The sequence below is a fragment of the Echinicola marina genome (assembly GCF_020463795.1).
In the GTDB taxonomy this organism is placed as follows: Bacteria; Bacteroidota; Bacteroidia; order Cytophagales; family Cyclobacteriaceae; genus Echinicola; species Echinicola marina.
In genome coordinates this window covers 5,354,390-5,380,716 of the sequence record NZ_CP080025.1, presented here as the reverse complement: position 1 = coordinate 5,380,716, position 26,327 = coordinate 5,354,390, and the positions used below count along the sequence as shown (strand labels likewise).

Sequence of the window (26,327 nt, the reverse complement as noted above, 5' to 3'; positions counted from 1 at the left end):
TTTTTCCTGTCTTTGACAAGATTGGTTTTTGTCAATATGATAATCTTGTTTGGTCAATATTGTCATTTGTGTATTTTTGACGGTTTTTAATAAAAAATCAGAAAAAGCTTGGCGCTTTTGAAAGGACTGAGTACTTTTGGTGCTCATTAGGGAAGGACTTCTTTTTATGCTAGATTCTTTAATTACTTCCAAGACCAGATTGCGACTTTTGGTAAAGTTTTTTATCAACGCAGACAACCATAGCCATCTCCGCGGTTTGGCCGAGGAGTTTGGAGAATCTACCAATGCCATAAGAAAAGAACTCAATAATTTATCCGAAGCAGGTTACTTGCAGAAGGAGTCTGAAAAGAACCGAATCAGCTATAGTGCGAATACCCAGCATCCCTTATTTGGGTCCTTGCAGGATATTGTCCGCAAGTATTTGGGCTTGGACACCTTGGTGGAAGAGGTACTCGATAGGATGGGGGATGTGCACAAGGTTGTCTTGATGGGGGATTATGCCAATGGATTGGACACCGGTACTATTGATATAGTGATCCAAGGTAATGAATTGAATGAGGAATACCTCGACAGTTTGGGTAATCGCATAGCCGATTTGATCAACCGTAAAGTGAGTTTTACGGTTTTGGCAGAAGATATTCAAACTGGCATAGTTTTATATAATAAAGCTGCGGAGTAAGGAAAGCGATTTCCCTACTCTTTTTTATTAAATGAATTGCTCGCTAAGCACAGAATGTGACTGACCGGGCGAAGCTGTGGACGGAGCGGAAAGCGCAAGGCTAAAAGCCAAATGCCTAAAGAAAGGAGTCTAAAGCTGAAGGGCGAAGGCTAATAGAGAAGGCTGAATGTTGAAAGCCTAAAGCCGAAAGATAAAAGCTAGGGGACAAAAGCTTTTAAGTCTAAATATAGTAGTAAGCTGTACTGGATTGATGAGTGAGCGACATTTTAATTTTAAGGAGCTTAGGGTGTGGCAGAAATCGATGGATTTGGCTGAATATTGTATAGAGCTTGTTGAAGAATTGAATACTCCAGGAAAGCATTTTAGATTAATTGAACAGTTCGAATCTTGTTCTGCTTCTGTTCCACAAAATATTGCAGAGGGGAAAGGTAGAAATACAGACAAGGAATTTAAGCAATTCCTCTATTATAGTCGTGGATCATTATATGAGATGGTGACACTCGCTAATCTTTTCCACAGACGAAATTGGATTACAACAGCACAACTCAATAGAATAGAATCAGAGGGATTGGAGATAGCCTCAATGTTAAAGGCGCTTATAAATGCCATATAAACGAGCTTTCGGCCTTAGACCTTCGCCATTCGACTGTTAATCTAACAGTCCTCCAGTTCGACAGTTTGACAATAACACCATTCCTAATTATATATTAACATTCATCATTCCTAATCAATAAGGTATGTCCATTAATATCAAATCTTTTTATTTTACAATAATACTACTGCTATCAGCGATTGTGCTCCATGCCCAGTCCTTATCCAATATCCAAAATGTGAAGGTGGATGAGCTGTCGGATGCGCAGATTGCTGCTATTGTACAAAGGGCAGAGGAGCAAGGGATTTCAAAATCCCAAATTCCGACTCTAGCACAGGAAAGGGGGCTTTCGGCCATGGAAGCCAATAAGCTGGCCACTCGGATCAGTCAGTTGGGGACTGCTGGTGGAGGTGTAGATCAGTCAGCCAATAGCCCCGCGGATACAGGAGCACAGCGCATGGTGTCCACTCCTGTAGCAGGAAGTTTTAATGGAGATAATAGTAAATTAACTGAGAAACAGCAAAAGATCTATGGTTTTGGTCTTTTTCATCATAAGGAACTGAATTTTTCTCCCAATCTGAATATCCCTACCCCAGAAAGCTATGTGGTGGGCACTGGGGATCAGTTATTGATTGATGTGTATGGGGATTCTCAGCAGTCATATAGTTTGACGGTGAATCCAGAGGGCAGGCTGTATATTCCCAATGTGGGGCCCATTGCAGTAGGAGGGGCTAGTATATCCGCAGCTACGGCAAGGATCAAGCAGGAATTGAGCAGTATTTATTCAGATTTGAACAGTTCCAATCCCCGTACTTTTTTACAGATTCGATTGGGGAATATCCGTTCCATTCAGGTGTCTATGACGGGTGAACTGGCCCATCCTGGGACTTATACTTTACCCTCCTTCGCTTCGGTATTTAATGCCTTATACGCGGCTGGAGGTCCTAATGAGGAAGGTTCTTTTCGGAATATCAAAGTATATAGGAATTCCCGTCAGGTAGCGGAAGTGGATGTCTATGAGTTTTTGACCAATGGTAATCAAGCACAAAATATCCGTTTACAGGACAATGATGTGATTATCGTACCCGCTGTGCAGACCCGGGTTGAGGTACAAGGTCCGGTTAGAAGGCCAGGTTTATTTGAAATTCAGGCGGATGAGGATATTAGGGATTTGATCCACTATGCGGGAGGCTTTAAAAGCCAGGCCTATACACAACGTATCGGGGTGAGAAGGGTTTCTGAGGATGCAAGGAAGGTGGCTGATATATCGCAAGAGCAGTTTGAAAGCTTTAAGGTGCAGGATGGGGATATTTATTTGGTCGGAGAAAAACTGAACCGTTTTGAAAATCGGGTACAGATTTCCGGAGCGGTTTACCATCCTGGAGAGTTTGCTTTATTTGATGGGATGACGGTGAAAGACCTGATTGATAAAGCAGAGGGTTTAAGAGGAGAGGCATTTCTTAACCGTGCCACGCTTTATAGAACACAAGAAGATATGACTTTGGAGATTGTTCCTGTGGATGTCAAAGCAGTCGTCAACGGTACGGCTCAGGATATTCAATTACAAAGGGAAGATGTATTGCATATCCCGAGTAAGTATGATTTGAGCGAAGAGTATTATGTAAAGATTTCCGGTGAGATCAATCGACCGGGGGCCTTTGCCTTTGCGGAGAATATGACGGTAGAGGATTTGGTGTTAAAGGCAGGAGGATTTAAGGAGTCGGCTTCTGATGCCTATATAGAGGTGGCCAGAAGAGTTAAAGATAGAACGGATGGGCAGATCGCAGAAATCTTTACCATTGATATTGATCAGAATTTAGAAATTAATGGGGCAGATAAAGAGGTAGTTTTACATCCTTTTGATCATGTGATTATTCGAAGAAGCCCTGGTTTTCAAAGGGAGCAATTGGTACGCGTAGAGGGAGAGGTGAATTATCCTGGTCAATATACCATCGCTACTGCCACAGAGCGAATTTCTGATCTATTAAAAAGGGCAGGAGGGATTAATCCTTTTGCCTATACCAAAGGGGCTACTTTGATTCGGCGTACAGAGTTTTACAGTCCTCAAAGTGATAATGAGATCAAGTCAGCTGAATTAAGAGAGGTGAAGAATAATTTGCTGAAGGAGGATGGAAAGAATACAGAGGCCGAGAATAATATTCTTTCTAGGATAGATCAAAAAATTGGAGAAAAGGGTGGCGATTTGGCCAATCAAAAAGGTTTGGCATCTGGTGAATTTAAAATCAATCGTGTGAAAGAAGTCGCAACATCTGATAGTTCCAGGGTAGCAGAAGTTGAATTTAGAACCCAAGAACTGATCGGTATAGACCTGGACTATATTATGGAACATCCTGGTTCCGATCAGGATCTGATCTTACAGGAAGGGGATGTATTAAGTATCCCGAAGGAATTGCAAACCGTGCGTATGCGCGGAGAAGTTTTATTCCCTACCTCAGCCAGATATGAAAAAGGGGATAGCTTTAAAAATTATGTATCCAAGGCTGGAGGATTTACGGATAATGCCCGAAAAGGCAAGGCCTATGTGGTCTATGCCAATGGGGATGTACAGCGAACCAAAGGATTTTTGTTCTTTAAGAACTATCCGAATATTGAACCAGGTGCAGAGATCATTGTTCCACAAAAGCCGGTAAGAGAGGGCATGTCCGCTACTAACTGGATTGGTGTAGCTTCAAGTTTGGCGACTTTGGCGATATTGATTGACCGGATAGCGCAGTAGTAATACGTCATTCCGAGGCTTTTGGGTAGTAGCGAGGAGAGCAAGTCGTGGGAGTTCCGCATTTGGGATAGTGATTCGAGTAATCGATAATCGTGATTAGGGATTCGAGTAATAGAGATTAGAAAATTAGGAATCTGGTATTTGAGCAATCCGGATTTGTGATTGGAGCATTGGAGGCTGGTAATCTGGGATTGGTGTATTTGGGATTTGAATAGAAGAATTTAGTTTTCCTATTATTAATTATCAATGAATAGATATGGGATCTTATACATCATTTGAAGAATTGAAATGCTGGCAGGCATGTGATGGACTCAAGTGGTATATAAGAGAGGAAGTATTGACAAAATTGCCCAAGCATGAACGATATGAATTGTTCAGTCAATTATTAAGGGCTAGTAGATCAGCTACGGCAAATATTGCAGAAGGCTGGGGTAGGTATCATTTTAAAGAAAATATTAAATTTTTATTGAATGCCCGGGGATCTGTAGCTGAAATTTTAGATCATGCTTTGGAAGCCAAATCTTGGGATTATATCGATGATGCAATTTTAACCCAAATTAGAAAAGACTGTGAAAAGTGCCTTCAATTAATCAATGGATATATTCGATATTTGAGAAATCAAAATGAAAGACAGTGAATCATTGGGATTGGAGTAATTGATATTGGGGATTGGAGTAATCGGGGATTGAACGCCGAATCCCGAATAACAAATCCCGAATAACATTAACAATAACCTTGTCATAAGAATATTTATCATAAAATATGAACAACGATTCAAACAACAATACAGCTCCGAATTCCGACGACGAAATCGATCTCCTCGCCTTAGCCAAAACCGTTTGGAATCAAAGGAAGCTTGTTTTCCGTATCGTGGGACTTTTTGTCATCTTGGGATTGTTGGTGGCGATTCTTTCGCCTAAGGAATTTACTGCTAGCGGAACCTATTTGCCTCAGACTTCTGAGGGAGGTAAACCGGGAGGTAGCTTAGGTGGCTTGGCTTCTTTGGCAGGGATAAATTTAGGAGGTGTTGGAGGTGGATCAGAGATCCCGCCTACTTTATATCCTAAAATTGTAAGCAGTATTCCTTTTAAAAAGGCCATGTTAAAGGCACCTTTACAGTTTGAGGGAATGGATCAAGAAGTGACTTATCAGGAATATTATGAAGTGTATTACTCTCTGGGGCTTTTAGGTTATATCAAGCAATACACCATTGGATTGCCTGGGCTAATTATCAGAATCATTAAGGGGGGAGGTGAAAGTAAAATGGCTGGAGAAGAAGATAGGGAACAAATTATTGAAGTCTCGCAGGGAGAATTAGAGCATTTTAAAAGATTGGGTGAACAGCTTAGCGTATCATTTAATGATCAAGAAGGGTTTGTGGAGTTATCAGTTAGAATGCCGGAAGCAAAAGCAGCCGCCCAGTTAGCCAGTTATGCAGAGAAGTTACTTCAGAAAGAAGTGATCACTTTTAAAATAAAAAATGCACAGGAGCAGTTAAAGTTTACAAAAGAGCGTTTTGACGAAAAACAAAAGGAATATGAGCTTATTCAAAGCCGACTTGCAAGATTTAGGGACAGGAATCAAAATATATCCAGCTCGGTAGCCTTAAACCAACTGAAAAAACTGGAGGGGGAATATAACCTGGCATTCACCGTTTATTCAGAGCTGGCCAAGCAGCTGGAACAGGCCAAGCTTCAGGTAAGTAAGGATACACCGATCTTTTCGGTTATCCAGCCTATTAGCATACCTGCTGAGAAGTCTGCTCCGAGAAGACCTTTGATTTTAGTGGTCTTTACCTTTGTAGGTGCTGTATTGGGCTTAGGGATAGTGTTCGGTTCGGAATATTTGTCCAGTATTAAAGAGGAGTGGAAAAACGTCTAATAGATTAACGAATCCTCTGTAAAACTGTCTGATAAGTTTGTTATTAACTTTGTTGGAATTAAGATTAAAAAAACATCGATAATTGATAGAATATATGAATACACCGCTTTTACCCTTAAATCAATCCAAAATAGCCGTGATTGGTTTGGGCTATGTAGGTTTGCCTTTGGCCGTAGAGCTGGCAAAGCATTACCCTACCGTGGGCTATGATATTTCTCCCAAAAGGATCAAGGGATTGGAAGAAGGACATGATTTTACCTTGGAAGTGGAGGATGAAAAGTTACAAGTTTCTTTAGTGAAATCCTCGATTGATTTGGATCAAAAAGGTAAAGGATTTTTACCTTCTAATGCGATTACAGCTATATCTTCCTGTAATATTTTTATTGTAACGGTTCCCACTCCTATCAATGAACATAAGACCCCGGATCTTCAGCCATTGATTGCAGCTAGTACCATGTTGGGGAAAGTTTTAAAAAAGGGGGATGTGGTGATTTATGAATCCACCACCTATCCGGGATGTACAGAAGAGGATTGTGTGCCGGTGTTGGAAAAGGAATCTGGATTGATATTTAACGAGGATTTCTATTGTGGATATTCTCCTGAGCGAATTAATCCTGGAGACAAGGTGAATACCTTGACCAAAATCAAAAAAGTAACCTCAGGTTCTACTCCCGAGGTAGCAGATTTTGTGAATGATCTGTATGCTTCTATTATTGAAGCAGGCACTTATAAGGCTTCATGTATTAAGGTTGCCGAAGCTTCTAAAGCGATAGAAAATGCCCAAAGGGATGTGAATATATCCTTTGTCAATGAATTGGCCTTGATATTTGACCGTTTAGGAATTGATACGAATGAGGTATTGGAAGCAGCTGGAACTAAGTGGAATTTCTTAAAGTATAAGCCAGGCTTAGTAGGAGGACACTGTATTGGCGTGGATCCTTATTATTTGGCACATAAAGCAGAACAAACTGGATATCATCCAGCAGTCATTCTTTCTGGAAGAAGGGTGAATGATAATATGGGGATGTTTGTGGCCAATAAGGTGATCAAATTAATGATCCAGAAAGGCAAGACTATTAAGGGAAGTAAGGCTTTGATCTTAGGTTTTACCTTTAAAGAGAATTGTCCTGATATCCGTAATACAAGGGTAATCGATATCTACAAAGAATTAAACCAGTTTGGATTGGAAGTAGATGTATACGATCCTTGGGCTTCAACCGAAGAGGTACAGGAAGAATATGGTTTATCATTAACCTCTAAGGGAAATTTAGGTAAATACGATTCTATTATCTTGGCGGTAGGACATAAGGAATTCTGCGATATGGACTTAGAAGCCATCAAATCAAACGGCCGTACGGTACTATATGATACCAAGGCGTTTTATGCAAAAGAGTTAGTAGATGGAAGGCTTTGATTTTTTATCTAGATGGAATTTTTTGAATTACAAAAAGCTATTGGAAAATGAAAAATATTGGCGAGCTAATTAGTTTAGTGAAAACACAATATCCTGAAAAAGAGATAATTGCTTTGCATGAGCCTGTTTTTAGGGGGAATGAGAAAAAATACCTTTTGGATACCATAGATTCTACCTTTGTATCTTCTGTGGGCAAATATGTGGATAGGTTTGAGGAAATGGTCCAGGCCCAGACCAACACCAAGAAAGCTGTGGCGGTGGTGAATGGTACGGCATCCCTACAGGTGGCCCTACGCTTGGTGGGTGTAAAACCTGGAGATGAGGTGATCACCCAGGCGCTTACCTTTGTGGCCACCGTAAATGCAATCGCGTATAATGACGCCTCTCCAATTTTCATCGATGTAGATTTGGACACTATGGGCCTTTCGCCGTTCGCTGTGGAAATTTTTTTGAATGAATATGGAGAGATGAGAGAAGATGGGTGCTATAATAAACAAACAGGGAAGAAAATTTCAGCCTGTTTACCCATGCACACATTCGGCTTTCCTGTTCATATGGATAAATTAATTGAGATATGTGAAAAGTGGAATATCCCAATTGTGGAGGATGCCGCTGAATCCTTGGGAAGTGAATATAAGGGACAGAAGACCGGAAGTCTTGGTCAAATTGGTGCTTTTTCATTTAATGGCAATAAAATCGTTACTAGTGGAGGTGGGGGAGCAATTGTCACCAATGATTTGGAGATTGGAAAGAAGGCTAAACATTTGACTACCACTGCTAAAGTTCCCCATTCGTTTGAATTTATGCATGATGAACTCGGCTATAATTTTAGGATGCCAAACCTAAATGCTGCATTAGCTTGTGCTCAATTAGAGCAATTGCCATCCATAATGAAAAACAAACGTGAGTTAGCTTTACTCTATACCGAGTTTTTTAGGACTCAAGGCGTAAAATTCAGACAAGAACTTCCAAATACAAAAGCAAACTATTGGTTAATGTGTGTGGAGCTGGAAAATATGAAGGATAAAGAGATATTTTTAAAAGAAACAAATTCTAAGAAAATATTAACACGGCCTATTTGGCAGTTAATGTATCGATTACCAATGTATTCCCATTGCCAGCGGGATGAACAAATAAATGCTGAATTTTTGGAGGAAAGAATTGTAAATTTACCAAGTGGTGTTAGATAAAATAGCAATAATAGGCTACTCTGGTCATGGTCTGGTCGTCGTTGATGCGGCTATGGAGGCAGGAATGAAAATCACACATTATTGTGAAAGTGAAATAAAAAGCTCTAACCCATTTGGTTTAGAATATCTTGGAGATGACCAAAAGGATGACTTTCAGGGATGGGAAGTGGATTATGCTTTTTTATTGGGAGTGGGTAATAATAAGATAAGGAAGATAATAGCCGAGCGAGTTATTTCGCGTAAAAAGCAACTCCCTAATGTCATCCATCCTCAAAGTTCAATATCTAAGCATATAGAAATCGGTTGTGGAAATTTTATATCTAAAAATGTAGCCATAAACCCCTTGGCTTCAATAGGAGATTATTGTTTGTTGAATACTGGTTGTATTATAGAACATGAAGTTCGATTGGGGGAAGCTGTTCATATAGGTCCTGGAGCTGTTCTGACAGGAGGAGTACATGTGGGAGATTTGAGTTTTATAGGTGCGAATGCCGTGGTTAAGCAAGGAGTGAAAATTGGGAGTAATGTGATTGTTGGGGCAGGGACAGTAGTAATAAATGATATACCGGATAATGCAACTGTAATTGGAAACCCAGGAAAAATTTATGAAAGAAAATAGTGTGATTATCATCGCTGAGGCAGGTGTAAACCATAATGGTAATATTGAAAATGCCTTTAAACTTGTAGATGCAGCTGTTGCTGCAGGAGTTGATTATGTTAAGTTTCAAACTTTTAAACCTAAAAGCATGGTTTCAAAGTTTGCCACTAAAGCAAAATATCAAATAGAGAATACCAAAAAGGAAAGCGAAAGCCAATTTCAGATGCTCAGTAATCTTGAGCTTTCAGAAGACCATCATAATCTTTTGATTCAATATTGTCAAGACAAGGGGATCAATTTTTTTTCTACAGCATTTGACCTAGAGTCATTACAATACTTAAAAGATATAGGCTTGGAATTAGTTAAAATTCCTTCAGGAGAACTTACTAATCTTCCATATCTAAGGCTGGCGGCTAAATTATTCGATAGGGTAATTCTATCAACGGGTATGGCCACACTAGAGGAAATTAAGTCCGCAGTTAAAGTCTTTGTGGATAATGGTGCAAGTAAAGAAAGTATTACTATTCTTCATTGTAACACCGAATACCCTACACCCATGAAGGATGTGAATTTAAAGGCCATGTTGCATATTCAAAATGAATTGCAGACGAAAATCGGTTATTCTGATCATACCTTGGGGATAGAAGTGCCCATAGCGGCCGTGGCATTGGGGGCAAAGGTTATTGAAAAGCATTTTACCTTGGATAAACAAATGGAAGGGCCTGATCATAGGGCTTCGTTGGAGCCTGATGAACTTAAAGCCATGGTCCAAGGGATAAGGCATATTGAAGAAGCGTTATCTGGCTCAGGCATGAAAGAGCCCAGTGATTCTGAGAAAAAAAATATATCTATCGCAAGGAAAAGTATTGTTGCGGCTAAGGATATCGCTAAAGGAGAAGTGTTGACCGAAGAAAATATCACTACCAAACGACCTGGATCCGGCCTTTCTCCCATGTTATGGGATGAAGTGATTGGCAGAAAGGCTTCCAAGGATTTTCAAGAGGACGAACTGATAGAGCTATGAAGATCTGTGTCGCCACAGGAACCCGCGCCGAGTACGGTTTGCTGAAGCCTTTGATCAACCGGTTAAAAGCCTGTCCGCAGTTCAATCTTCAAATCCTTGTGACAGGCGCGCATCTTTCCCCGGAATTTGGTCTCACTTATAGGCAAATAGAAGAAGAGGGGCTCAAAGTGGACTATAAGGTGGAAATGCTGCTTTCTTCCGATACAGCCGAGGGAATTACCAAATCCATGGGCCTTGGGATGCTTGGGTTCACCGAGGCATTTAAGAATTTAGAACCCGATCTTTTGGTCATTCTCGGAGATCGTTATGAAATGTTAGCCATGGCTTCAACTGCCCTGATTTTTAAAATTCCAATCGCTCATATCCATGGGGGCGAAATTACTGAGGGTGCTTATGATGATGCCATTCGACATGCAATTACTAAGATGAGCCATTTACATTTTTCTTCGACAGAAAGCTATAAGCATCGTATCATCCAAATGGGAGAACAGCCTGACCGAGTTTTTAATGTTGGGGCCATAGGCTTGGATAATATTGTCAGCCTTGACTTATGGAGCAAAGAAGAATTAGAGAAAAACTTAAATATCCGATTCAAACCGCATAACTTTCTGATCTCCTTTCACCCGGAGACATTAGCTGAAATAAGTGTGGAACGGCAGTTTGAAAACCTACTTGATGCCCTTACCAAGTTAGAGGATAGCTTCTTTATTTTTACAAAAGCCAATGCAGATACCAACGGGCGGATTATTAATCAAATGATGGAGAACTTTGTAAGCCAAAACGGGGACAAGTCAGCATTGTTTGATTCATTGGGTTCACTGAGGTATTTATCAGTGATGAAAATTGCTGATGCAGTAGTGGGGAACAGTTCCAGCGGCATTATAGAAGCACCCTCAGTAGGTACAGCAACCATTAATATTGGTGACAGACAAAAAGGTAGGATCCAAGCTGACAGTGTTTTAAATTGCGGTTCAGATACCAAAGAAATCTACGACTTGCTAAAGAAAGCCCAAGAACCCGATTTTAATGTTAGGTTCAGAGAGGTAGAAAATCCCTATGGTACTGGGAATACTAGTGCTCAAATTGTTGAAGTGTTAAAAGAAATCGATTTATCAAACTTTGGACCCAAAAGGTTCTATAATTTTATATGATGAAAAGCCACATAATAAATAAAGACCTACCCGTAAGAGAAGCCTTGAAGAAATTGGATTTGCTGGCGTCCGATGCTATTCTTTTTGTAACAGATGATAATGAAAGGTTAATTGGGTCCTTGACGGATGGAGATTTGCGTAGGGGATTTATTAAAGGCTTGGGGTTTGAAGATTCTATATTGCAATTCGTTCAGCCAAATCCAGCCTTTATCAGGGAAGAGGAAAATGCGGTGGATAAGTTGGAGGAATATAGTAAAAAGAACTTTAAGGTCGTTCCGATTTTAGGCTATGATGGCCGGATAGTTGATGTATTTAATTTTAGGACAAGAAGTACCATTATTCCCGTAGATGCTGTAATTATGGCTGGAGGGGAAGGAAAAAGGTTAAGACCTTTGACCGAAAGAACCCCTAAACCTTTACTGAAAGTTGGTGACAAGCCCATAATCGAGCATAATATAGACAGGTTGGCAAAAGTTGGGGTGAAAAATATTCATCTCAGTATTAACTATTTAGGAGAGCAATTAGAGGAATATTTTGGTTGCGGATGTGAAAAAAAGCTAAATATCAAATACATAAAAGAAACCGAACCCATGGGGACAATCGGTTCTATACACTTGGCTGACAAGCTAGAGCATGAGGATATTTTGGTAATGAATAGTGATCTACTTACTAATATTGATTTTCTGGATTTTTATAAAACCTTCAAGGCATCAGATGCGGATATGGCGGTAGCTGCCACTAGTTACAGTGTGGATGTGCCTTATGCCGTTTTGGAAACCGATGGTGAACAAAGGGTCAACTCTCTCAAGGAAAAGCCACGTTATACCTATTTTTCAAATGCGGGAATTTATTTATTTAAGAAAAGTGTTTTGGATCTGATCCCAAAAGGTGACTATTATGATATTACCGATTTGATGGATAAAATTCTTGCCATGGATCGTAAACTGGTTACTTTTCCAATCAATGGGTATTGGTTGGATATCGGCAAGCATGAGGACTTTAAAAAGGCACAGGAGGATATTAAACATTTGAAATTGTAATGAAAGAGATTAAAAGACCTTATATTATTGGGGAAACAGCGTTTCATCATGAGGGAGAAATCAATTTTTTATTAGAGTTAATTGATGAAGCTGGGCGTGTAGGTTTAGATGCCATTAAGTTTCATGCATTATTTGATGTCAATGATTATTTTGTAAGTGATCATGAGGGTGTTCCGATTATAGAAAAAATATCTCTTAGTAAAGAACAAATGCATGTGGCAATTGACCATGCAAAATCAAAAAATCTCGATGTTGTTCTGCTCTGCAATGATGTTTCATCATTAGACTGGGTGTTGGAAAACAATATAGCCTTGAAAGCTGTAGAAATACATGCTACAGGGCTTAATGATATTTTTCTTTTGGAAAAGGCTGCGACTTTTAATAATACTGTAATTTTAGGCATTGGAGGGTCAACAATTGATGAAATAAAATTTGCGGTGGATTATTTGAATGAAAGAGGGAAAAAAGATGTGTTTTTGATGCATGGCTTCCAAAATTATCCCACTTCCTATTCAGATATATTTTTGGAGAGAATTGAAAAGATTGGTCATTTATTTGACTTGCCTATGGGGTATGCGGATCATACTGACCCCACTGATGTCAATAACGAATGGATAAGTGTTTTAGGACTTACGAAAGGAGCTTTTGTAATTGAAAAACATTTCACCACCAAGGTTGGGGAAAAAAGGATTGATTCTCAGGCTGCTGTTTCATTAAAACAGATTCTGAAAGTAAAAGAACTAGCTGGATTGCTTCATCAGGTTTTAGGAGGGGATAAGCCTTTAGATTATTCCTTAGCGGAATTGAAATATGGAAATACCGGTCCAATGAAAAAGGCCCCAGTAGCAAGGGTGTCAATAAAATCAGGAGAAAAGATCACTAGGGATAATATCGCGTTTAAGCGGACTAAGGAAAGCGCTAACATCCTTCAAAAGGATCTAATAAAGCTTTTAAACTTGTCTGTCAGTAAGAATATTGATCCTGACGAAATCATAGATTATTCAAAGGTTAATTTTGAGTTTAATTTAGCGGATACTTCTCAGTTTAAAAATACCGGAAAATGAGAATAGGCTTATTTATTACAGCTAGAATGAAGTCAACAAGACTTCCATTTAAGCTATTAAAAGATTTAAACGGATTCTCCATAATTGAACATGTGATCAAAAGGTCTCAGAAAATTAAGGGAATAGATGAAATTGTTCTATGTACGTCCAATAATCCTCAGGATAAACCGCTGACGGATGTAGCTATTGAAAATGGTATTCATTACTTTTTAGGGTCTGAGCAAGATGTTTTGGAAAGGTTGTTTCAATCATCTCGTTATTTTGGTTTAGATTATATATTGAGTATTACCGGCGAAAACCCTCTTTTTTCAATAGATATAGCTAATCGAATGGTTGATATGATGAAAAGAGAAAATCATGATTTTTCTACTGTGGATGGAGCTCCTGTTGGGGCTGCTGTATATGGGATAAAAGTGAAGGCATTGGAGCTGGTATGTAAAATAAAAACAGAAATAGATACGGAGATTTGGGGAATTTTATTCAATCAACCTGAAATTTTTAGCATAGGGAAAATACAGGTAGAGGACTTCTTGTACAGGCCTAGTATGAGACTGACCAATGATTTTCCTGAAGATTATAGAATGATGTCAAAAATTTTCCATGCATTCCCTTATAAATCATTGCCATCACTATTGAGCGTGCTGGAATATCTTGATAATAATCCAAGTACTTTAGAAATAAATAGCAAAAAACAACAAGCATCATTGGATCCTGAAGTGGTTTCAAGGGTAAATTCGTTTTATAAAGAAAACAAAAAGAAAATTTTGGATATTAAAAAAGAGATTTATTTATCATGATATTTGACAAAACCGAAAACCTTAAAAATTATGGAGAGAGATTTCAATTTGTTTTGGATGATCTACATGGAGGATCCTTTGAAAAAGGTAAGAAAGATATTAATGAACCTGATTGTTTTAGTATAGGTTTGGTGTACCAAACTCAAAATTCCGATAGGGCTCTTTGGGAATCACATAGAAAATATTTGGATATACATGTTATATTGGAAGGTGAGGAGCTAATACATCTAGCTGATATCGCATCAATGGTCCCAACTAATGAGTACCAAGATGATTACCAGCTTTTTGAAGGCCGTGAGCAACAAACTATCCGTTTGTCCCCAGGGTATTTTCTGATTTTATTTCCACATGAGGTTCATCGTACAAGCATTGCTGTTAATAATAGTTTAGAAGTAAAAAAGAAGGTATATAAAAAGCTTCTTTAAATTTAACAGTCTTGTTTTAGAGTGTTTAATATTAAGTCTCCATCCATGCTTAAATGTTGGATTCTGTGATTTTAATTGATGTCTTTGATTTATGAGAAAGGGAATTTTACATATCATCATCTGTTTGGGAATATCCATTCAGGTCATGGCTCAAAGTTCTATTGAAATCTTAGAATATAAATTAACTAAAGAACCATCAAGATTTTATAATGCAATATACACGTCAGTTGAGAATCCCCTCCTGCGTTCTGGAAACTATATAAGTGTTGATAATGGAAAAACGTGGAAATATAGTCCAACTTCAAGTGTTGAGATAGAAACTCCTCCCAAATCTGGGCGAAGGGCTCCAGTTACATCCATTTTTGATAGTAATAAACAATTATTAGTTACCTTTTTTAATTCATTAGATAACCCCCAAATACCTAAACATGTTAAGGAACCGAAGGAAGCATTGAAAGGATATTATTTGCGATATAGAACTTCTTCTGACAATGGTAAAAGTTGGCTTTACGACATACGAATTAAGAAAAATGAGAACTCAAACTCAAATCCATTTTCAAACATAGTATTAGGAAGAAATGCATTTTACTTAGGTGATTATGGGAGTAAGCCAATAATTAACAATAAAGGGCATATTCTATTGCCTGTACAAGCTACTGTAATTTCTGATAGTAAATGTGACAGCCTTAATTGGGAAGGATTATATAATCCGACCAAGGGATATACTTATACAGAAGTTATTATTCTTCGTGGGAAATGGAAAGGCAAAAAATTAGTTTGGAAACTAGTAGAAAGAATAATAGGTGATCCAAATTCTACAACAAGAGGGTTAATTGAACCTTCCATTATAAAATTAAATAATGGAAATATATTTGGGGTGTTTAGGGGAAGTAATGGAGGGAAATTAGATTCCAATTATACGTTACCGGGATATAAATGGTATTCTTTTTCGAGAGATAATGGTAAAAATTGGACAAAACCAAGGCCATGGACTTATGATGATGGTTCAACTTTTTATTCTCCTTCTTCAATGTCTGTTTTATTTAAGCATTCAAATGGAAAATTGTATTGGGTTGGAAATATTTCTGAGGAGAACCCTAAAGGTAATCATCCACGATTTCCTCTAGTAATTGGAGAAGTTGACCAAAGCTCCATGAAAATTATTAAATCAAGTGTTTTAATACTTGATACTTATAGAAAATATGATGAAGGAAAGAATAGATTGGATTTGGGACATGTTACAATAATAGAAGACAGGGTGACAAAGGAAATTATTATTGTATATCCCCGTTTATATTACAACCAAAAAGAACAAGAATGGGTTACAATAAGGTTAAGTAGTAACTCCAATTTTAATTAGTAATATAGGTTTGGTTCATTCAAATTAGAAGCTCTTTTTTTGTATTATTAATTAGGTAAAAGAGGATTTAACCAGAAGTTTTGTTAGGGTTTGAAGAATTAATTTTAAGTGCTGATATATAGAAAATATAATATATTTAGAATAAATAGAATGAAGGCAATCAAATTGTTTTTTTTCGTTTTTCTATTTATCCATATTATACCATTGATAAAGCGTGAATTGGGGCAAATACTTACTGTTTTGAACTATTCGATGGTTCTAAGTATTATATTTTTTTTATCAATTAAAATGAAAAATGCTAGTCTACCTATTAAATACTGGGGAACGGTAGGACTAGTCTTTTTGGCTTTTGTTCTCTATAGTCTTGGAGCTTCTGGGTCAATATCTGGTTATATACTTTGCGCATCCTTACCATATATTTTATTTGACCGTTTGAGTTCAAAAGATGAAATTGTTAATTTGATGTTTTCACCATTAAAGTTGGCTTCTGTTTTGCTAATTCTTGGAGGAGCGGTATTATTTTACAATGTAAAAGATCAGTTAACAAATTTTACTTTATTGGGAAAATTCTTTATTAATTCTAGTATTAACTATGTTTCTTTAATATTTTATGGATTTTCAATGTTATACGTTATTTTTTACGAAGTATTGAAAGAAAGATCTGGAGGAAAAGTTTCAACTTTAGATTTTTTTATTGGATTTTTTCTGTTATGCTCTGGTGTTTTTTATAGTGCGTTATATTTAACAAGAAGTACTCTAATAGTACTTATTGTTATGTTATTAATTTATATCAGAGAGTATAGGAAAATTATTCTCATGCTTGGGTTAATAGGGGTTATATATTCAGGAGCTATATTAATTGATTACTTTTTAGTTATTATAGGGCCAAGTGCAAATAATACCAAGGATTTGGTTGTGCCAAGTAACAGAATTGAGTCTATGCTCTTTTTAATTAGAAGCGCAGTTAATTTTAATTATGATTTTTCAAAAACCATGTCGAATTCATCTTTGATAAATCTTCTCTTTAGTTTATTTCCATTCACATTAGTATTTATCATAGATATATTATTTGCTGGAATTTCAATCCCCTTTCAAAGGGGGATAAATAAGTCAATAATCTACTTGATTCTATTGTTATTGGCTCTAATTGTTTGTTATTATCAGATGGATTTTTTTTCCATATTTGTACTATTTTTGCTTATTCAGGTTATTAGTTTTAAAAAGTCTATTAGGGTATTAAAAAGACTCCCTAATACTGCTTAATGATTGTTTTAGAGCCTAAACAAATTTTGAATAACTTTCATCAGACTATAATATCTTTTCTACAATTAGAGGTTTATATATAGTATAAGTGAAAAAAAAGTATTGTTATTGTGATTAGTATATTGGCAAGAAGAAATAAGGTCTTTAGGAATATAGGTTTATATACACTTTTGAATTTTGTGAATTCTGCAATTCCATTTTTATTGCTACCTGTTTTTACCAATTATCTAAGTAAATTCGATTTTGGAATTGTTGATCTATTCACAACGTTTTCTTTTATTTTTATTCCTATTGTTGGATTAAATATTGGGAGTTCTATTATTAGATACTATTATGAATTAGATAAAAATGAATTTTCAAATTTCATTTCAACTATTTTAACTTTTTTATGTTTACTAGGAGGTGTTATTGTTGTTATAGTCTATTTTGTTTTCTTAGTAGTTAAACCGGACTATTTTGAAGGAGGAATTCCTATTCAAATAGTTTGGTTATCTGTTTTGTATGCCTTATTTACCCAAATAATTGAAGTATTATTAAATATATTTAGGGTTGAAGAAAAACCTGCTCTATTTGGATTATTGAGAATTACAAAAACAACCATGGATATTTTACTATCCGTTTATTTCATTGTTTATCTCAATTATGGATGGGAAGGGCGTATATATCCAATGTTATTTGTGTCTGGATTAATATGTATTGCAGCTATCTTATTTATTAGAAAACTTTATGGTTTTAAATTTTTAATCCATAAAACATATTTAAAAATTGCATTGAGTTATAGTGTTCCTCTAATAGTACATACCCTAGGAGGATATATATTAGCTTTTTCGGATAGGCTTGTTATAGCACATTACCTGGGAGTTGACGAGGTAGGTTTATATGCTGTAGCATATCAAATTGGCATGATAATGTCATTTTTAGGTACATCATTTAATCAAGCTTGGACTCCATTTGTCTTTTCAATTCTCAAGAAAGATGAAGGGAAAGGGATTCTAAAATTAAAGAAATATAACCTAGTTTATTTCGCTACAACTTTTATTGTAGCATTGGCTATTTATTTAGCTGTTCCATTAATTTATGAATTATTTATAAATAATGATTTTATTGTAAATTATTATGTAGTTCTATGGGTTTTAATAGGGTATTCATTCTTTGGGATGTATAAATTTGTTGTAAATTTTCTTTTTTATTTTAAAAAGACAAAATTACTAGCTGGAATCACTCTCGTTTCTAGTTTGATCAATTTAATATTAAACTTTATACTAGTTCCGGTATATGGATTGCTTGGTGCTGCAGTATCAACAACAATAGCATTCTTCATTTTATTTTGTATTGTGTATTATTTTTATCATCGTCTTTGTGAAGTTCATTTATTAAAATGATTAATAATATTCCAATATTATTTTTTATTAATGAAATTAAGAAAAACAATAAGTTATTGACTTGGTGAATAAAGCCTTTTGAATAGAAGTGATGTTAAAATATTATAAATTAATAAAACAAAAAATAATTTCAATTAATTGGGGTGTGACATGGGAGGAAGAAGAAAAAATACTCAAAGAACTTTCCCTCCAGCGTAAAAATTTCGATGATAGTTATATATATGATAGTATTTTCCAATTCAAGGCACAGGTTTACTTTTTAAAAAATACCGATAAGATCATTCTTTGGATCGTTTCCATGTTTGGATTTTTTATCCTTCTTTTAAAGAATTTTTTTCCAAAGAAATCAATAAAAGAAAAGAATACATATGACATAGCTTATTTTTACTCAAAAACCATATTCAGTAATGAGCTTGTTAAAGGCAAAAGATTAGTTTACATCGAGCCAAGAAAAGGAGAATTGTTGTTTAGAGATATAGTGTATCTTTTGGGTGTTTTAGTAAAGACTCAGTTTAATTTTGGCCTATTGGCTATATCTGTATACAGAATAGCTCAAATAAGATATGCAATAGAAGCCTATAATGTAAAGAGTGTATGGGTAAACATGGAGTATAGTGCTTCTTGCGGCATTGTGAGAGATTTTTGCCATCATGAATGTATAGAACTTAATAACTTTATGCATGGTGAGAAATTATTAACTTTGAGGGATGCGTTTTGTTCTTTCGATAAATTCTATGTTTGGGATCTACATTATAAGGGTATGTTTGAAGAATTAATGTTTAAAGGCGAAATAATAATAGATAATCCATTTTCTATATGCGGAAATAAAAAGAAAAAATTTAAAAGTAAGAATTCAGTTTGTTATTTTTTAAAAGGTATTGAAAGTCCAGAAGAACTCAGAATAATTAATGAAGTTTTATCAAACATAACCAGAAAAGGATATTTTGTTAAAGTAAAAGATCACCCACGTCAGAAAGTTTGTTCGAATAAATTGAAAGGAGTTTCGATCTTGGAGAGTGAAGGTAAAGACATTTCTGAGATATTATGTGAAAATGAGTATATAATTGCACAGTATTCCACAGTACTAATTCAAGGTTGGAGTATGGGGAGTAAAGTTGTAATTGATGATGTATCAAATGAAACCCTAATAAAAGAATTAGAGGACAGATCCTATTTCTTTTTTAAGAAAAAGGAGAAAATATATAGATTATCAGAGTTTTTAAGTAAATAGTTTTCGATGTTAAGAGATTTGTATTTTTCTTTTAGGAGATTTTTTAGGATTTGGGAGTATTTTCTTCGAAATGTTAGATTAGGTAGAAAAGTATATATAGAACCAAGGGTTTTCCTTTCTAATACCGTTATAGGAGATTACTCCTACATAGGTCATAATTCAGTTATTGATAAGGCTGAAATAGGAAATTATTGTTCTATTGCGGCTTTTGTTCAAATTGGTGGGATGGAACATTCTCATTGGTGGTGGTCCACGTCTCCAAGGTTAAGTTCTTTTGGAATAAAAAATAAAACAATTATTGGACATGATGTATGGATAGGTTCAAAGGTGTCGTTACGTGAGGGGATTCGGATAGGGAATGGAGCTGTTATAGGAAGTAATTCAGTTGTTTTAAAAGATGTGGAACCATATACAATAGTAGCAGGAGTTCCAGCAAAAGTAATTAGGAAGCGTTTTGATAACGAAATGATCGAAGCTTTAGTTAAAACAGAATATTATAAATCACATCCGAAGGAAGCTAAATTAAAGTTAGATGAACTCGATCAAAAATTTCGACTTAAAGAAAATTAGAGTTATTGCACTAAATGTTTATCCGATCTGTATTTCTAACGGTTTTAGAATGAATTTTCCATGTTTGTGAATTTAAAGTAATATTAGGTTCCCAGAATGAAGTTTAGTTATTTATTTTCCAAATTTTAAAAAGGTCATTACTAATAAAAATGAAGATTTTGTTTTTCTATCAATACTTTGGAACCCCAAAAGGTAGCTGGAGTACTAGAATTTATGAGTTGACTAAAAGGTGGGTAAAAGAGGGACATGAAGTGACAGTGGTTACAGCTCCATATGACAAATCTGACATTAAGGCATCCTCGTTTATTAGCCATCAAAAGATCGAAGGTATTAATTTAATCGTTATAGATTTAGGCGATTCCAATAGGTTTAATTATGTTACCAGGGCGTTTCGAGCCATTTTATTTTCGATTATTTCAATTTGGTATTCCATTTTTCGAACTTACGATGTTTGTATTTCTTCATCAGGCCCCATAACGATTGGGTTTCCTTTAATTGTTTCGAAGTGGTTGAGACGAAAAAAAACAGTATTTGAGGTTAGGGATCTTTGGCCAGCTGGTGGAATAGAACTTGGATTAATAAAAGGGGAAATACAAAAAAAAATCAGTATAATTATAGAAAAGCTTTGCTACTATTCATCCAATTTAATAATTACTGCTTCGGTTGGGCAAAAAGATCATATTCAGAAAAGATTTGAAAAGCTAACCATAGAGGTAATACCAAATGCATCCGACATAGAAGTTTTTAATGTAGAAGGAAATGAACCTTTACCAGAATGGACCACAGGTAAAGTGATTTTTACACATATTGGTTCTTTGGGACTAATTCATAATATATCTTTTTGGCTTGATGTTGCCAGAAATTTGAAAGAATTAGATGAAAACAATACAGTATCTTTGGTTTTTATTGGAGATGGTAAAGATAGACTTCCTTTATTAGAGCAAAAGGAAAGGTATAAGCTTGATAATATATTTTTTTTAGGTCTTATGCCAAAATCCCAACTTCCTAAATGGGTCAATAATAGTAGAGCAACTCTATTTGCGACGCTAGATAATCCTGTTCAAAGTACTTGCAGTCCAAATAAAATATTTGATTCTTTTGCGGCAGGAGTTCCAATAGTTCAAACCACAACAGGTTGGATTAGAGATCTTGTAGACAAAGAGAAGTGTGGGATAAATGTTTCATTATCTTCTCCAAGGGATGCAGCAAAAAAAATTCTATGGTTGGCAAATAATTCAGATGAGGCAAGTATAATGGGCAAAAATGCGTTCAGCTTAGCCATGTCAGATTTTAATAGAGATATATTATCAAAAAAGTATTTGGATTTATTATCTCAAATATGACAAGAATCTTATTAACTGGAGCCTCGGGTTTCCTTGGTAAAGAGTTGAAAAACTATTTTTTGAAAGAGGGACATAATGTAGATACTATTGGAAGGAGTAATTGCGATTATAATATAGATTTGACAAAACGATTTGCTTTAAAGTCTTCTTTAGAATTTGATTTAATAATTCATGCTGCAGGAAAAGCTCATTTTGTTCCTAAAACTGAAAGGGAAAAGAAAGACTTTTATAAAGTTAATTTTGAAGGAACAAAGAATTTATGCCATGCGATTGATAAGCTGGTACAAAAACCCCGATCCTTTATTTTTATAAGTACAGTAGCGGTATATGGTGTAGAATCAGGAGAATTAATTGATGAATCCCATTTTTTGTTAGGAGATTCCCCTTATGCAAAAAGTAAAATACAGGCAGAAATGTATTTGAAAAAATGGGCAAATGAAAGAAATATAATTTTAGGCATACTAAGGCTGCCTTTAATTGTTGGTTCAGATGCTCCTGGAAATCTTGGAATGATGATAAAGGGGATTAAAACAGGGAAATACCTAAGTATAGGAAAAGCAAAATCAAAAAAGAGCATGGTTTGGGTGGGAGATATTCCTACGGTTTTTCAAAAATTATCAGAGGTGGGCGGCGTTTATAATTTGACAGACGGATATCATTCATCTTTTGGAGAACTAGAAGGGAGCATCTCAAAAGCATTTAATAAGGGTTTGCCAAGGAGGATACCAATTTGGTTAGCCAATATACTGGCTAAAGTAGGAGATGTTGTAGGAAATTCTTTACCAATTAATTCATCTAAATTAAAAAAAATAACTTCTGATTTGACTTTTGATGACAGTCTTGCGAGAATGCACCTAGACTGGAAACCTAGTAAAGTCTTAAATAAACTAAAAGAAACATTGAACTCATAAACATATGGATACTAACAAATTTATATTAAATTATTTGCAAAGAAAAGAGAGCCTTTTTGAACAGGACTTGAAGAATAATCATGACGAGCTGTCATCGAATATTGAAGGGAAATATTTAATGGTTATTGGTGGAGCTGGTACAATTGGTTCCTCTTTTATAAAAGCTGCCTTAAAGTATCTTCCTGCTAAACTAGTAGTAGTTGATATTAATGAGAATGGGCTGACAGAATTGGTGAGGGACCTAAGAAGTGTGGAAGGGCAATATGTTCCTGATGAGTTTTATTCATACCCATTATCGTTTGATAGCCCCGCTTTTAGAAAACTTTTCAGAGCTCATGGGCCTTTTGATATAGTAGCCAATTTTGCAGCTCATAAACATGTGAGAAGCGAAAAAGATATTTTCTCAATAGAGGCGCTGTTGGAAAATAATTTAGTTAAGGCAAAAGGTTTATTGGATCTTTTAGTTGAACATCCTCCAAAACATTTCTTTTGTGTATCGACAGATAAGGCTGCCAATCCGGTAAATATTATGGGGGCTAGCAAGAAAATGATGGAGGAACTGATTTTATCCTATGGGGATAGATTAAAAGTATCTACAGCAAGATTTGCCAATGTGGCTTTTTCTAATGGGTCTCTTTTGGAAGGGTTTTTGAAAAGGATAGAGAAAAATCAACCCATTTCCTGTCCTAGTGATGTTAAAAGATTTTTTGTTTCTCCTCAAGAATCAGGAGAGATCTGTTTGATGGCTTGTGTTCTAGGCAATAATAAAGAAGTGTTTTTCCCTAAGTTAGATATGGAGAAGGATCTAATCAAATTTGCTGATATTTTCCCTCCATTATTAAAAAAACTAGGTTTTGAACCTGTAATTTTTGATTCAGATGAGGAAGCTAGAAAAAATGTACACTTAATAGATCAAGGTAAATATCCGGTGTATGTATTTAAAACAGATACTTCTGGGGAAAAGCTTTATGAGGAGTTCTACACAGAAGAAGAATCGTATGATTTGAATAAGTTTCAAGCATTAGGTAAGATCAGTAAGGAGCCTACCTATCCAATTGAGAAGTTTGATGAGATTTTCGATGAACTTTATAATTTGCTTGATAAGAATGAAACACAGAAAACTGACATTGTTGGTTGGTTAAAAAAATATATTCCTGAATTTGAGCATATCGAAACAGGGTTAAGTTTGGACAAGAAAATGTAAAGCTATGTTAAAAAGGGCATTTGATATTGTATCGTCATTGATTTTTCTAATATTGATTTCTCCTCTGATGATTCCTATAATGATTTTGCTTAAGTTCACCGGGGAAGGTAAGATATTCTATGTTCAACAAAGGATTGGAAAGAGCGGAAGACCTTTTGGATTATTTAAGTTTGCAACCATGTTGGAAAATAGTCCTAATATGTCAGGCGGGGATGTTACATCAGGAAACGATCCTCGAGTATTACCTGTGGGTGGGTTTTTGAGAAAAACAAAGATAAATGAGCTTCCTCAATTATTAAATATATTGCTTGGAGATATTAGTGTGGTTGGGCCAAGGCCTATGACACCTCGTAACTTTGCTTATTATTCAGAGGAAATACAAAAGGAAATAAAAGATTTAAAGCCAGGTCTTACCGGGATTGGTAGTATAGTATTTAGGGATGAAGAGAGAGTATTGGCTAATTCTCCTAAACCTCATTTACAATGTTACGAAGAGGATATTGCTCCATATAAGGGGGAGCTGGAGATTTGGTATAAAAAACACTATTCTTTTGGTTTGGATTTATTATTGATATTTTTGACTATTTGGGCCATTTTGTTTCCAAAATCTAAGCTGCATCTTAGCTTATTTAAGGATCTTCCTAAATCTGAAATATTGTCTTTTAGTTGAAAATCAATTACCTAAAAAAGATATGGTCTCTTTCTGCCAAATTGAAAGAGACCATAGTTTTTATATAAGATAATCAGTATGTTAAATAAAAAGAATATATATTTTCTTACAATACTGTTTAGTACCTTATTAGTTGATGTTTTAGAGGCACAAACCATTCCTGCCGGTTTTCCTGTATTGGAAGAATCTTTAAGAAGGAAGCAATTGTTGGGAGAATTGGATTCGGTTATTAGTTTTAATAGTCGTCCGCTTCAACCATCATTATTTTATAGTAATGAGGTGTTTAATGATTACACAGGTTTTCAAATAGGTAGTACTTTAGGAAAAAAAAATGGAAAACTAGATAAAAAGTACATCAGCTATTTACCAATAAGAAATACCATCGCTTATAATTCAGGAAGACCTTATGGATGGGGCAATGGTGCTATGATTCCTAACGTAGGTTTTCAGAATATGATTACTGGGGGAATTGCTGCTAAATTTCATTTTGTTAATATACAATTGATGCCTGAATGGGTTTGGACTCAGAATAAATCTTATGATGGTTACTATAATGGTTTTTCAGATAGGATAAATCGGGCAAGGTATTATTTTTGGAATTTTGGAGATAATCCCGAAAGGTTTGGTAATACTGCTTATTCTAAATTTAGTTTGGGTCAGTCTAAAATTACTTTAAGTTATGGCTCATTTGAAATAGGGGCTTCTACAGAGAATATCTGGTGGGGGCCTGGTCAATTTAATGCCTTGATCTTTTCCAATAATGCAGAAGGTTTTCCCCATTTGACTTTTAATGCCACCAAACCTGTAAAAACCTTTTTGGGGTCTATTGAAGGGCAGCTTATTATGGGGAAATTACAGCCTTCTGGATATAAACCAAGTCAATGGGATGAATTGAATGATAAATATTTTGTTGAATTATCAGAAGACTGGCGTTATTTAAATGGCATTTCCATTTCTTATCAACCTAAGTGGGTTTCTGGATTGTTCCTTGGGTTAAATAGGACCTATCAACAATATAGTGAGGACAAGACCAATTCCTTTGGGGATTGGTTCCCTATCTTTGAAACATTTACCAAAAGCAGTCTTTTTAATAATGGTAATTCTGTGGATTATGATGGAAAGAGACAGGATCAACAAGTTTCGATCTTTGGAAGGTACCTATTTACAAAAGCCAATGCAGAATTGTATTTTGAGTATGGAAGAAGGGATCATGCCTATACGGCTCGGGAATTTGTTCTGAATCCAGAACATGCTAGGGCCTACTTATTGGGATTTCAGAAATTATTTGAATTGCCTTATCCTAAGCAATTTGTTCAAGTTAGAGCTGAAATGCTACAGCAGCAAGAATCCATTAATCGATGGATGCGGTACCCTGGTTTGGGAGGAGGAACTTCTTGGCAAACCCATTATCAAGTGAGAGGTTTTACTCATGTTGGCCAAGCTTTAGGTTCTGGAGCAGGAGTGGGAAGTAATGTACAAACCATTGAAGTTTCTATAATTGATCAACTCAACAAGTATGGGATTGTATTGGAGCGATTGGCCAATCACCAAGACTTTTACTATAAAGGCTTGGGCTATCAAGAAGAACGTCAGCCTTGGGTGGATTTATCTCTTGGTTTCTTGTTTGATTATCAGTGGGATCGATTTATGCTCAGTTCTCGTTTGCAATTTATCAATGGGATGAATTATCAGTGGCAGTTAGATGATAATAGTACTGAAGAATTTCCTGTTGGGAAGGATAAGTTTAGTGTGTTTGCGCAGGCGCATTTGATTTATTTGTTGAAATGAGCCGAAAGCTGAA

24 protein-coding genes are annotated in these 26,327 nt (G+C 35.8%); all 24 read left to right on the top strand.

Features of this window, described 5'->3' with window-relative positions; genetic code table 11:
• The first annotated feature begins 166 nt into the window (after window positions 1–166).
• The 24 genes from KZP23_RS21875 (at window position 167) to KZP23_RS21760 (ending at window position 26,314) form a co-directional block, all read left to right on the top strand.
• A complete protein-coding gene (locus KZP23_RS21875; RefSeq protein WP_226333937.1) occupies window positions 167–679 on the top strand; it encodes a helix-turn-helix domain-containing protein in 513 nt (170 codons plus the stop codon).
• A gap of 250 nt (window positions 680–929) precedes the next feature.
• Complete coding sequence (locus KZP23_RS21870) at window positions 930–1,292, top strand: four helix bundle protein (protein ID WP_226333936.1); 363 nt, start codon at window positions 930–932, stop codon at window positions 1,290–1,292.
• 124 nt (window positions 1,293–1,416) lie between these two features.
• Window positions 1,417–4,008: an SLBB domain-containing protein gene (locus KZP23_RS21865; protein ID WP_226333935.1), complete on the top strand. Its 2,592-nt coding sequence runs from the start codon at window positions 1,417–1,419 to the stop codon at window positions 4,006–4,008.
• A 256-nt stretch (window positions 4,009–4,264) separates the two neighbouring features.
• Window positions 4,265–4,645, top strand: a complete 381-nt coding sequence (locus KZP23_RS21860) for a four helix bundle protein (protein ID WP_226333934.1) — start codon at window positions 4,265–4,267, stop codon at window positions 4,643–4,645.
• 125 nt (window positions 4,646–4,770) lie between these two features.
• On the top strand, window positions 4,771–5,889 hold the full coding sequence (locus KZP23_RS21855) for a Wzz/FepE/Etk N-terminal domain-containing protein (protein WP_226333933.1): 1,119 nt from the start codon (window positions 4,771–4,773) through the stop codon (window positions 5,887–5,889).
• A 94-nt stretch (window positions 5,890–5,983) separates the two neighbouring features.
• The gene (locus KZP23_RS21850; RefSeq protein ID WP_226333932.1) at window positions 5,984–7,303 is read left to right on the top strand and encodes a nucleotide sugar dehydrogenase; all 1,320 of its coding nucleotides are present in this window, start codon (window positions 5,984–5,986) and stop codon (window positions 7,301–7,303) included.
• Between the two features lie 47 nt (window positions 7,304–7,350).
• The gene (locus KZP23_RS21845; RefSeq protein WP_226333931.1) at window positions 7,351–8,493 is read left to right on the top strand and encodes a LegC family aminotransferase; all 1,143 of its coding nucleotides are present in this window, start codon (window positions 7,351–7,353) and stop codon (window positions 8,491–8,493) included.
• Window positions 8,483–9,112, top strand: coding sequence for an acetyltransferase (locus KZP23_RS21840; protein WP_226333930.1), 630 nt, complete (start codon window positions 8,483–8,485; stop codon window positions 9,110–9,112). Before KZP23_RS21845 ends, KZP23_RS21840 begins: the two co-directional genes overlap by 11 nt.
• The gene (gene neuB, locus KZP23_RS21835; RefSeq protein ID WP_226333929.1) at window positions 9,099–10,115 is read left to right on the top strand and encodes an N-acetylneuraminate synthase; all 1,017 of its coding nucleotides are present in this window, start codon (window positions 9,099–9,101) and stop codon (window positions 10,113–10,115) included. Before KZP23_RS21840 ends, neuB begins: the two co-directional genes overlap by 14 nt.
• Window positions 10,112–11,266 (top strand): UDP-N-acetylglucosamine 2-epimerase, encoded by a 1,155-nt coding sequence (gene neuC, locus KZP23_RS21830; RefSeq protein ID WP_226333928.1) that lies wholly within the window; start codon window positions 10,112–10,114, stop codon window positions 11,264–11,266. Before neuB ends, neuC begins: the two co-directional genes overlap by 4 nt.
• The gene (locus tag KZP23_RS21825; RefSeq protein WP_226333927.1) at window positions 11,263–12,306 is read left to right on the top strand and encodes a nucleotidyltransferase family protein; all 1,044 of its coding nucleotides are present in this window, start codon (window positions 11,263–11,265) and stop codon (window positions 12,304–12,306) included. Before neuC ends, KZP23_RS21825 begins: the two co-directional genes overlap by 4 nt.
• The gene (locus tag KZP23_RS21820) at window positions 12,306–13,370 is read left to right on the top strand and encodes an N-acetylneuraminate synthase family protein (protein ID WP_226333926.1); all 1,065 of its coding nucleotides are present in this window, start codon (window positions 12,306–12,308) and stop codon (window positions 13,368–13,370) included. The genes KZP23_RS21825 and KZP23_RS21820 overlap by 1 nt, the downstream gene beginning before the upstream one ends.
• On the top strand, window positions 13,367–14,167 hold the full coding sequence (locus tag KZP23_RS21815; protein WP_226333925.1) for a cytidylyltransferase domain-containing protein: 801 nt from the start codon (window positions 13,367–13,369) through the stop codon (window positions 14,165–14,167). Before KZP23_RS21820 ends, KZP23_RS21815 begins: the two co-directional genes overlap by 4 nt.
• Window positions 14,164–14,592, top strand: coding sequence for a YhcH/YjgK/YiaL family protein (locus KZP23_RS21810; RefSeq protein ID WP_226333924.1), 429 nt, complete (start codon window positions 14,164–14,166; stop codon window positions 14,590–14,592). Before KZP23_RS21815 ends, KZP23_RS21810 begins: the two co-directional genes overlap by 4 nt.
• Window positions 14,593–14,683: 91 nt before the next feature.
• A complete protein-coding gene (locus KZP23_RS21805) occupies window positions 14,684–15,952 on the top strand; it encodes an exo-alpha-sialidase (protein WP_226333923.1) in 1,269 nt (422 codons plus the stop codon).
• 288 nt (window positions 15,953–16,240) lie between these two features.
• Window positions 16,241–17,215, top strand: coding sequence for a hypothetical protein (locus KZP23_RS21800; RefSeq protein ID WP_226333922.1), 975 nt, complete (start codon window positions 16,241–16,243; stop codon window positions 17,213–17,215).
• A 110-nt stretch (window positions 17,216–17,325) separates the two neighbouring features.
• Entirely contained in the window at window positions 17,326–18,597 is a 1,272-nt protein-coding gene (locus KZP23_RS21795) for an oligosaccharide flippase family protein (protein ID WP_226333921.1), read from the top strand.
• Window positions 18,598–18,688: 91 nt separating this feature from the next.
• A complete protein-coding gene (locus KZP23_RS21790) occupies window positions 18,689–19,828 on the top strand; it encodes a hypothetical protein (RefSeq protein ID WP_226333920.1) in 1,140 nt (379 codons plus the stop codon).
• Window positions 19,829–19,834: 6 nt separating this feature from the next.
• Window positions 19,835–20,398: a CatB-related O-acetyltransferase gene (locus KZP23_RS21785; RefSeq protein ID WP_226333919.1), complete on the top strand. Its 564-nt coding sequence runs from the start codon at window positions 19,835–19,837 to the stop codon at window positions 20,396–20,398.
• A 149-nt stretch (window positions 20,399–20,547) separates the two neighbouring features.
• Entirely contained in the window at window positions 20,548–21,741 is a 1,194-nt protein-coding gene (locus tag KZP23_RS21780; protein ID WP_226333918.1) for a glycosyltransferase family 4 protein, read from the top strand.
• Window positions 21,738–22,652: an NAD-dependent epimerase/dehydratase family protein gene (locus KZP23_RS21775; protein ID WP_226333917.1), complete on the top strand. Its 915-nt coding sequence runs from the start codon at window positions 21,738–21,740 to the stop codon at window positions 22,650–22,652. Before KZP23_RS21780 ends, KZP23_RS21775 begins: the two co-directional genes overlap by 4 nt.
• A gap of 4 nt (window positions 22,653–22,656) precedes the next feature.
• Complete coding sequence (locus KZP23_RS21770) at window positions 22,657–23,856, top strand: UDP-N-acetylglucosamine 4,6-dehydratase (RefSeq protein ID WP_226333916.1); 1,200 nt, start codon at window positions 22,657–22,659, stop codon at window positions 23,854–23,856.
• Between the two features lie 4 nt (window positions 23,857–23,860).
• Window positions 23,861–24,526: a sugar transferase gene (locus KZP23_RS21765; RefSeq protein WP_226333915.1), complete on the top strand. Its 666-nt coding sequence runs from the start codon at window positions 23,861–23,863 to the stop codon at window positions 24,524–24,526.
• Between the two features lie 78 nt (window positions 24,527–24,604).
• On the top strand, window positions 24,605–26,314 hold the full coding sequence (locus tag KZP23_RS21760; RefSeq protein ID WP_226333914.1) for a capsule assembly Wzi family protein: 1,710 nt from the start codon (window positions 24,605–24,607) through the stop codon (window positions 26,312–26,314).
• Window positions 26,315–26,327: the final 13 nt, after the last annotated feature.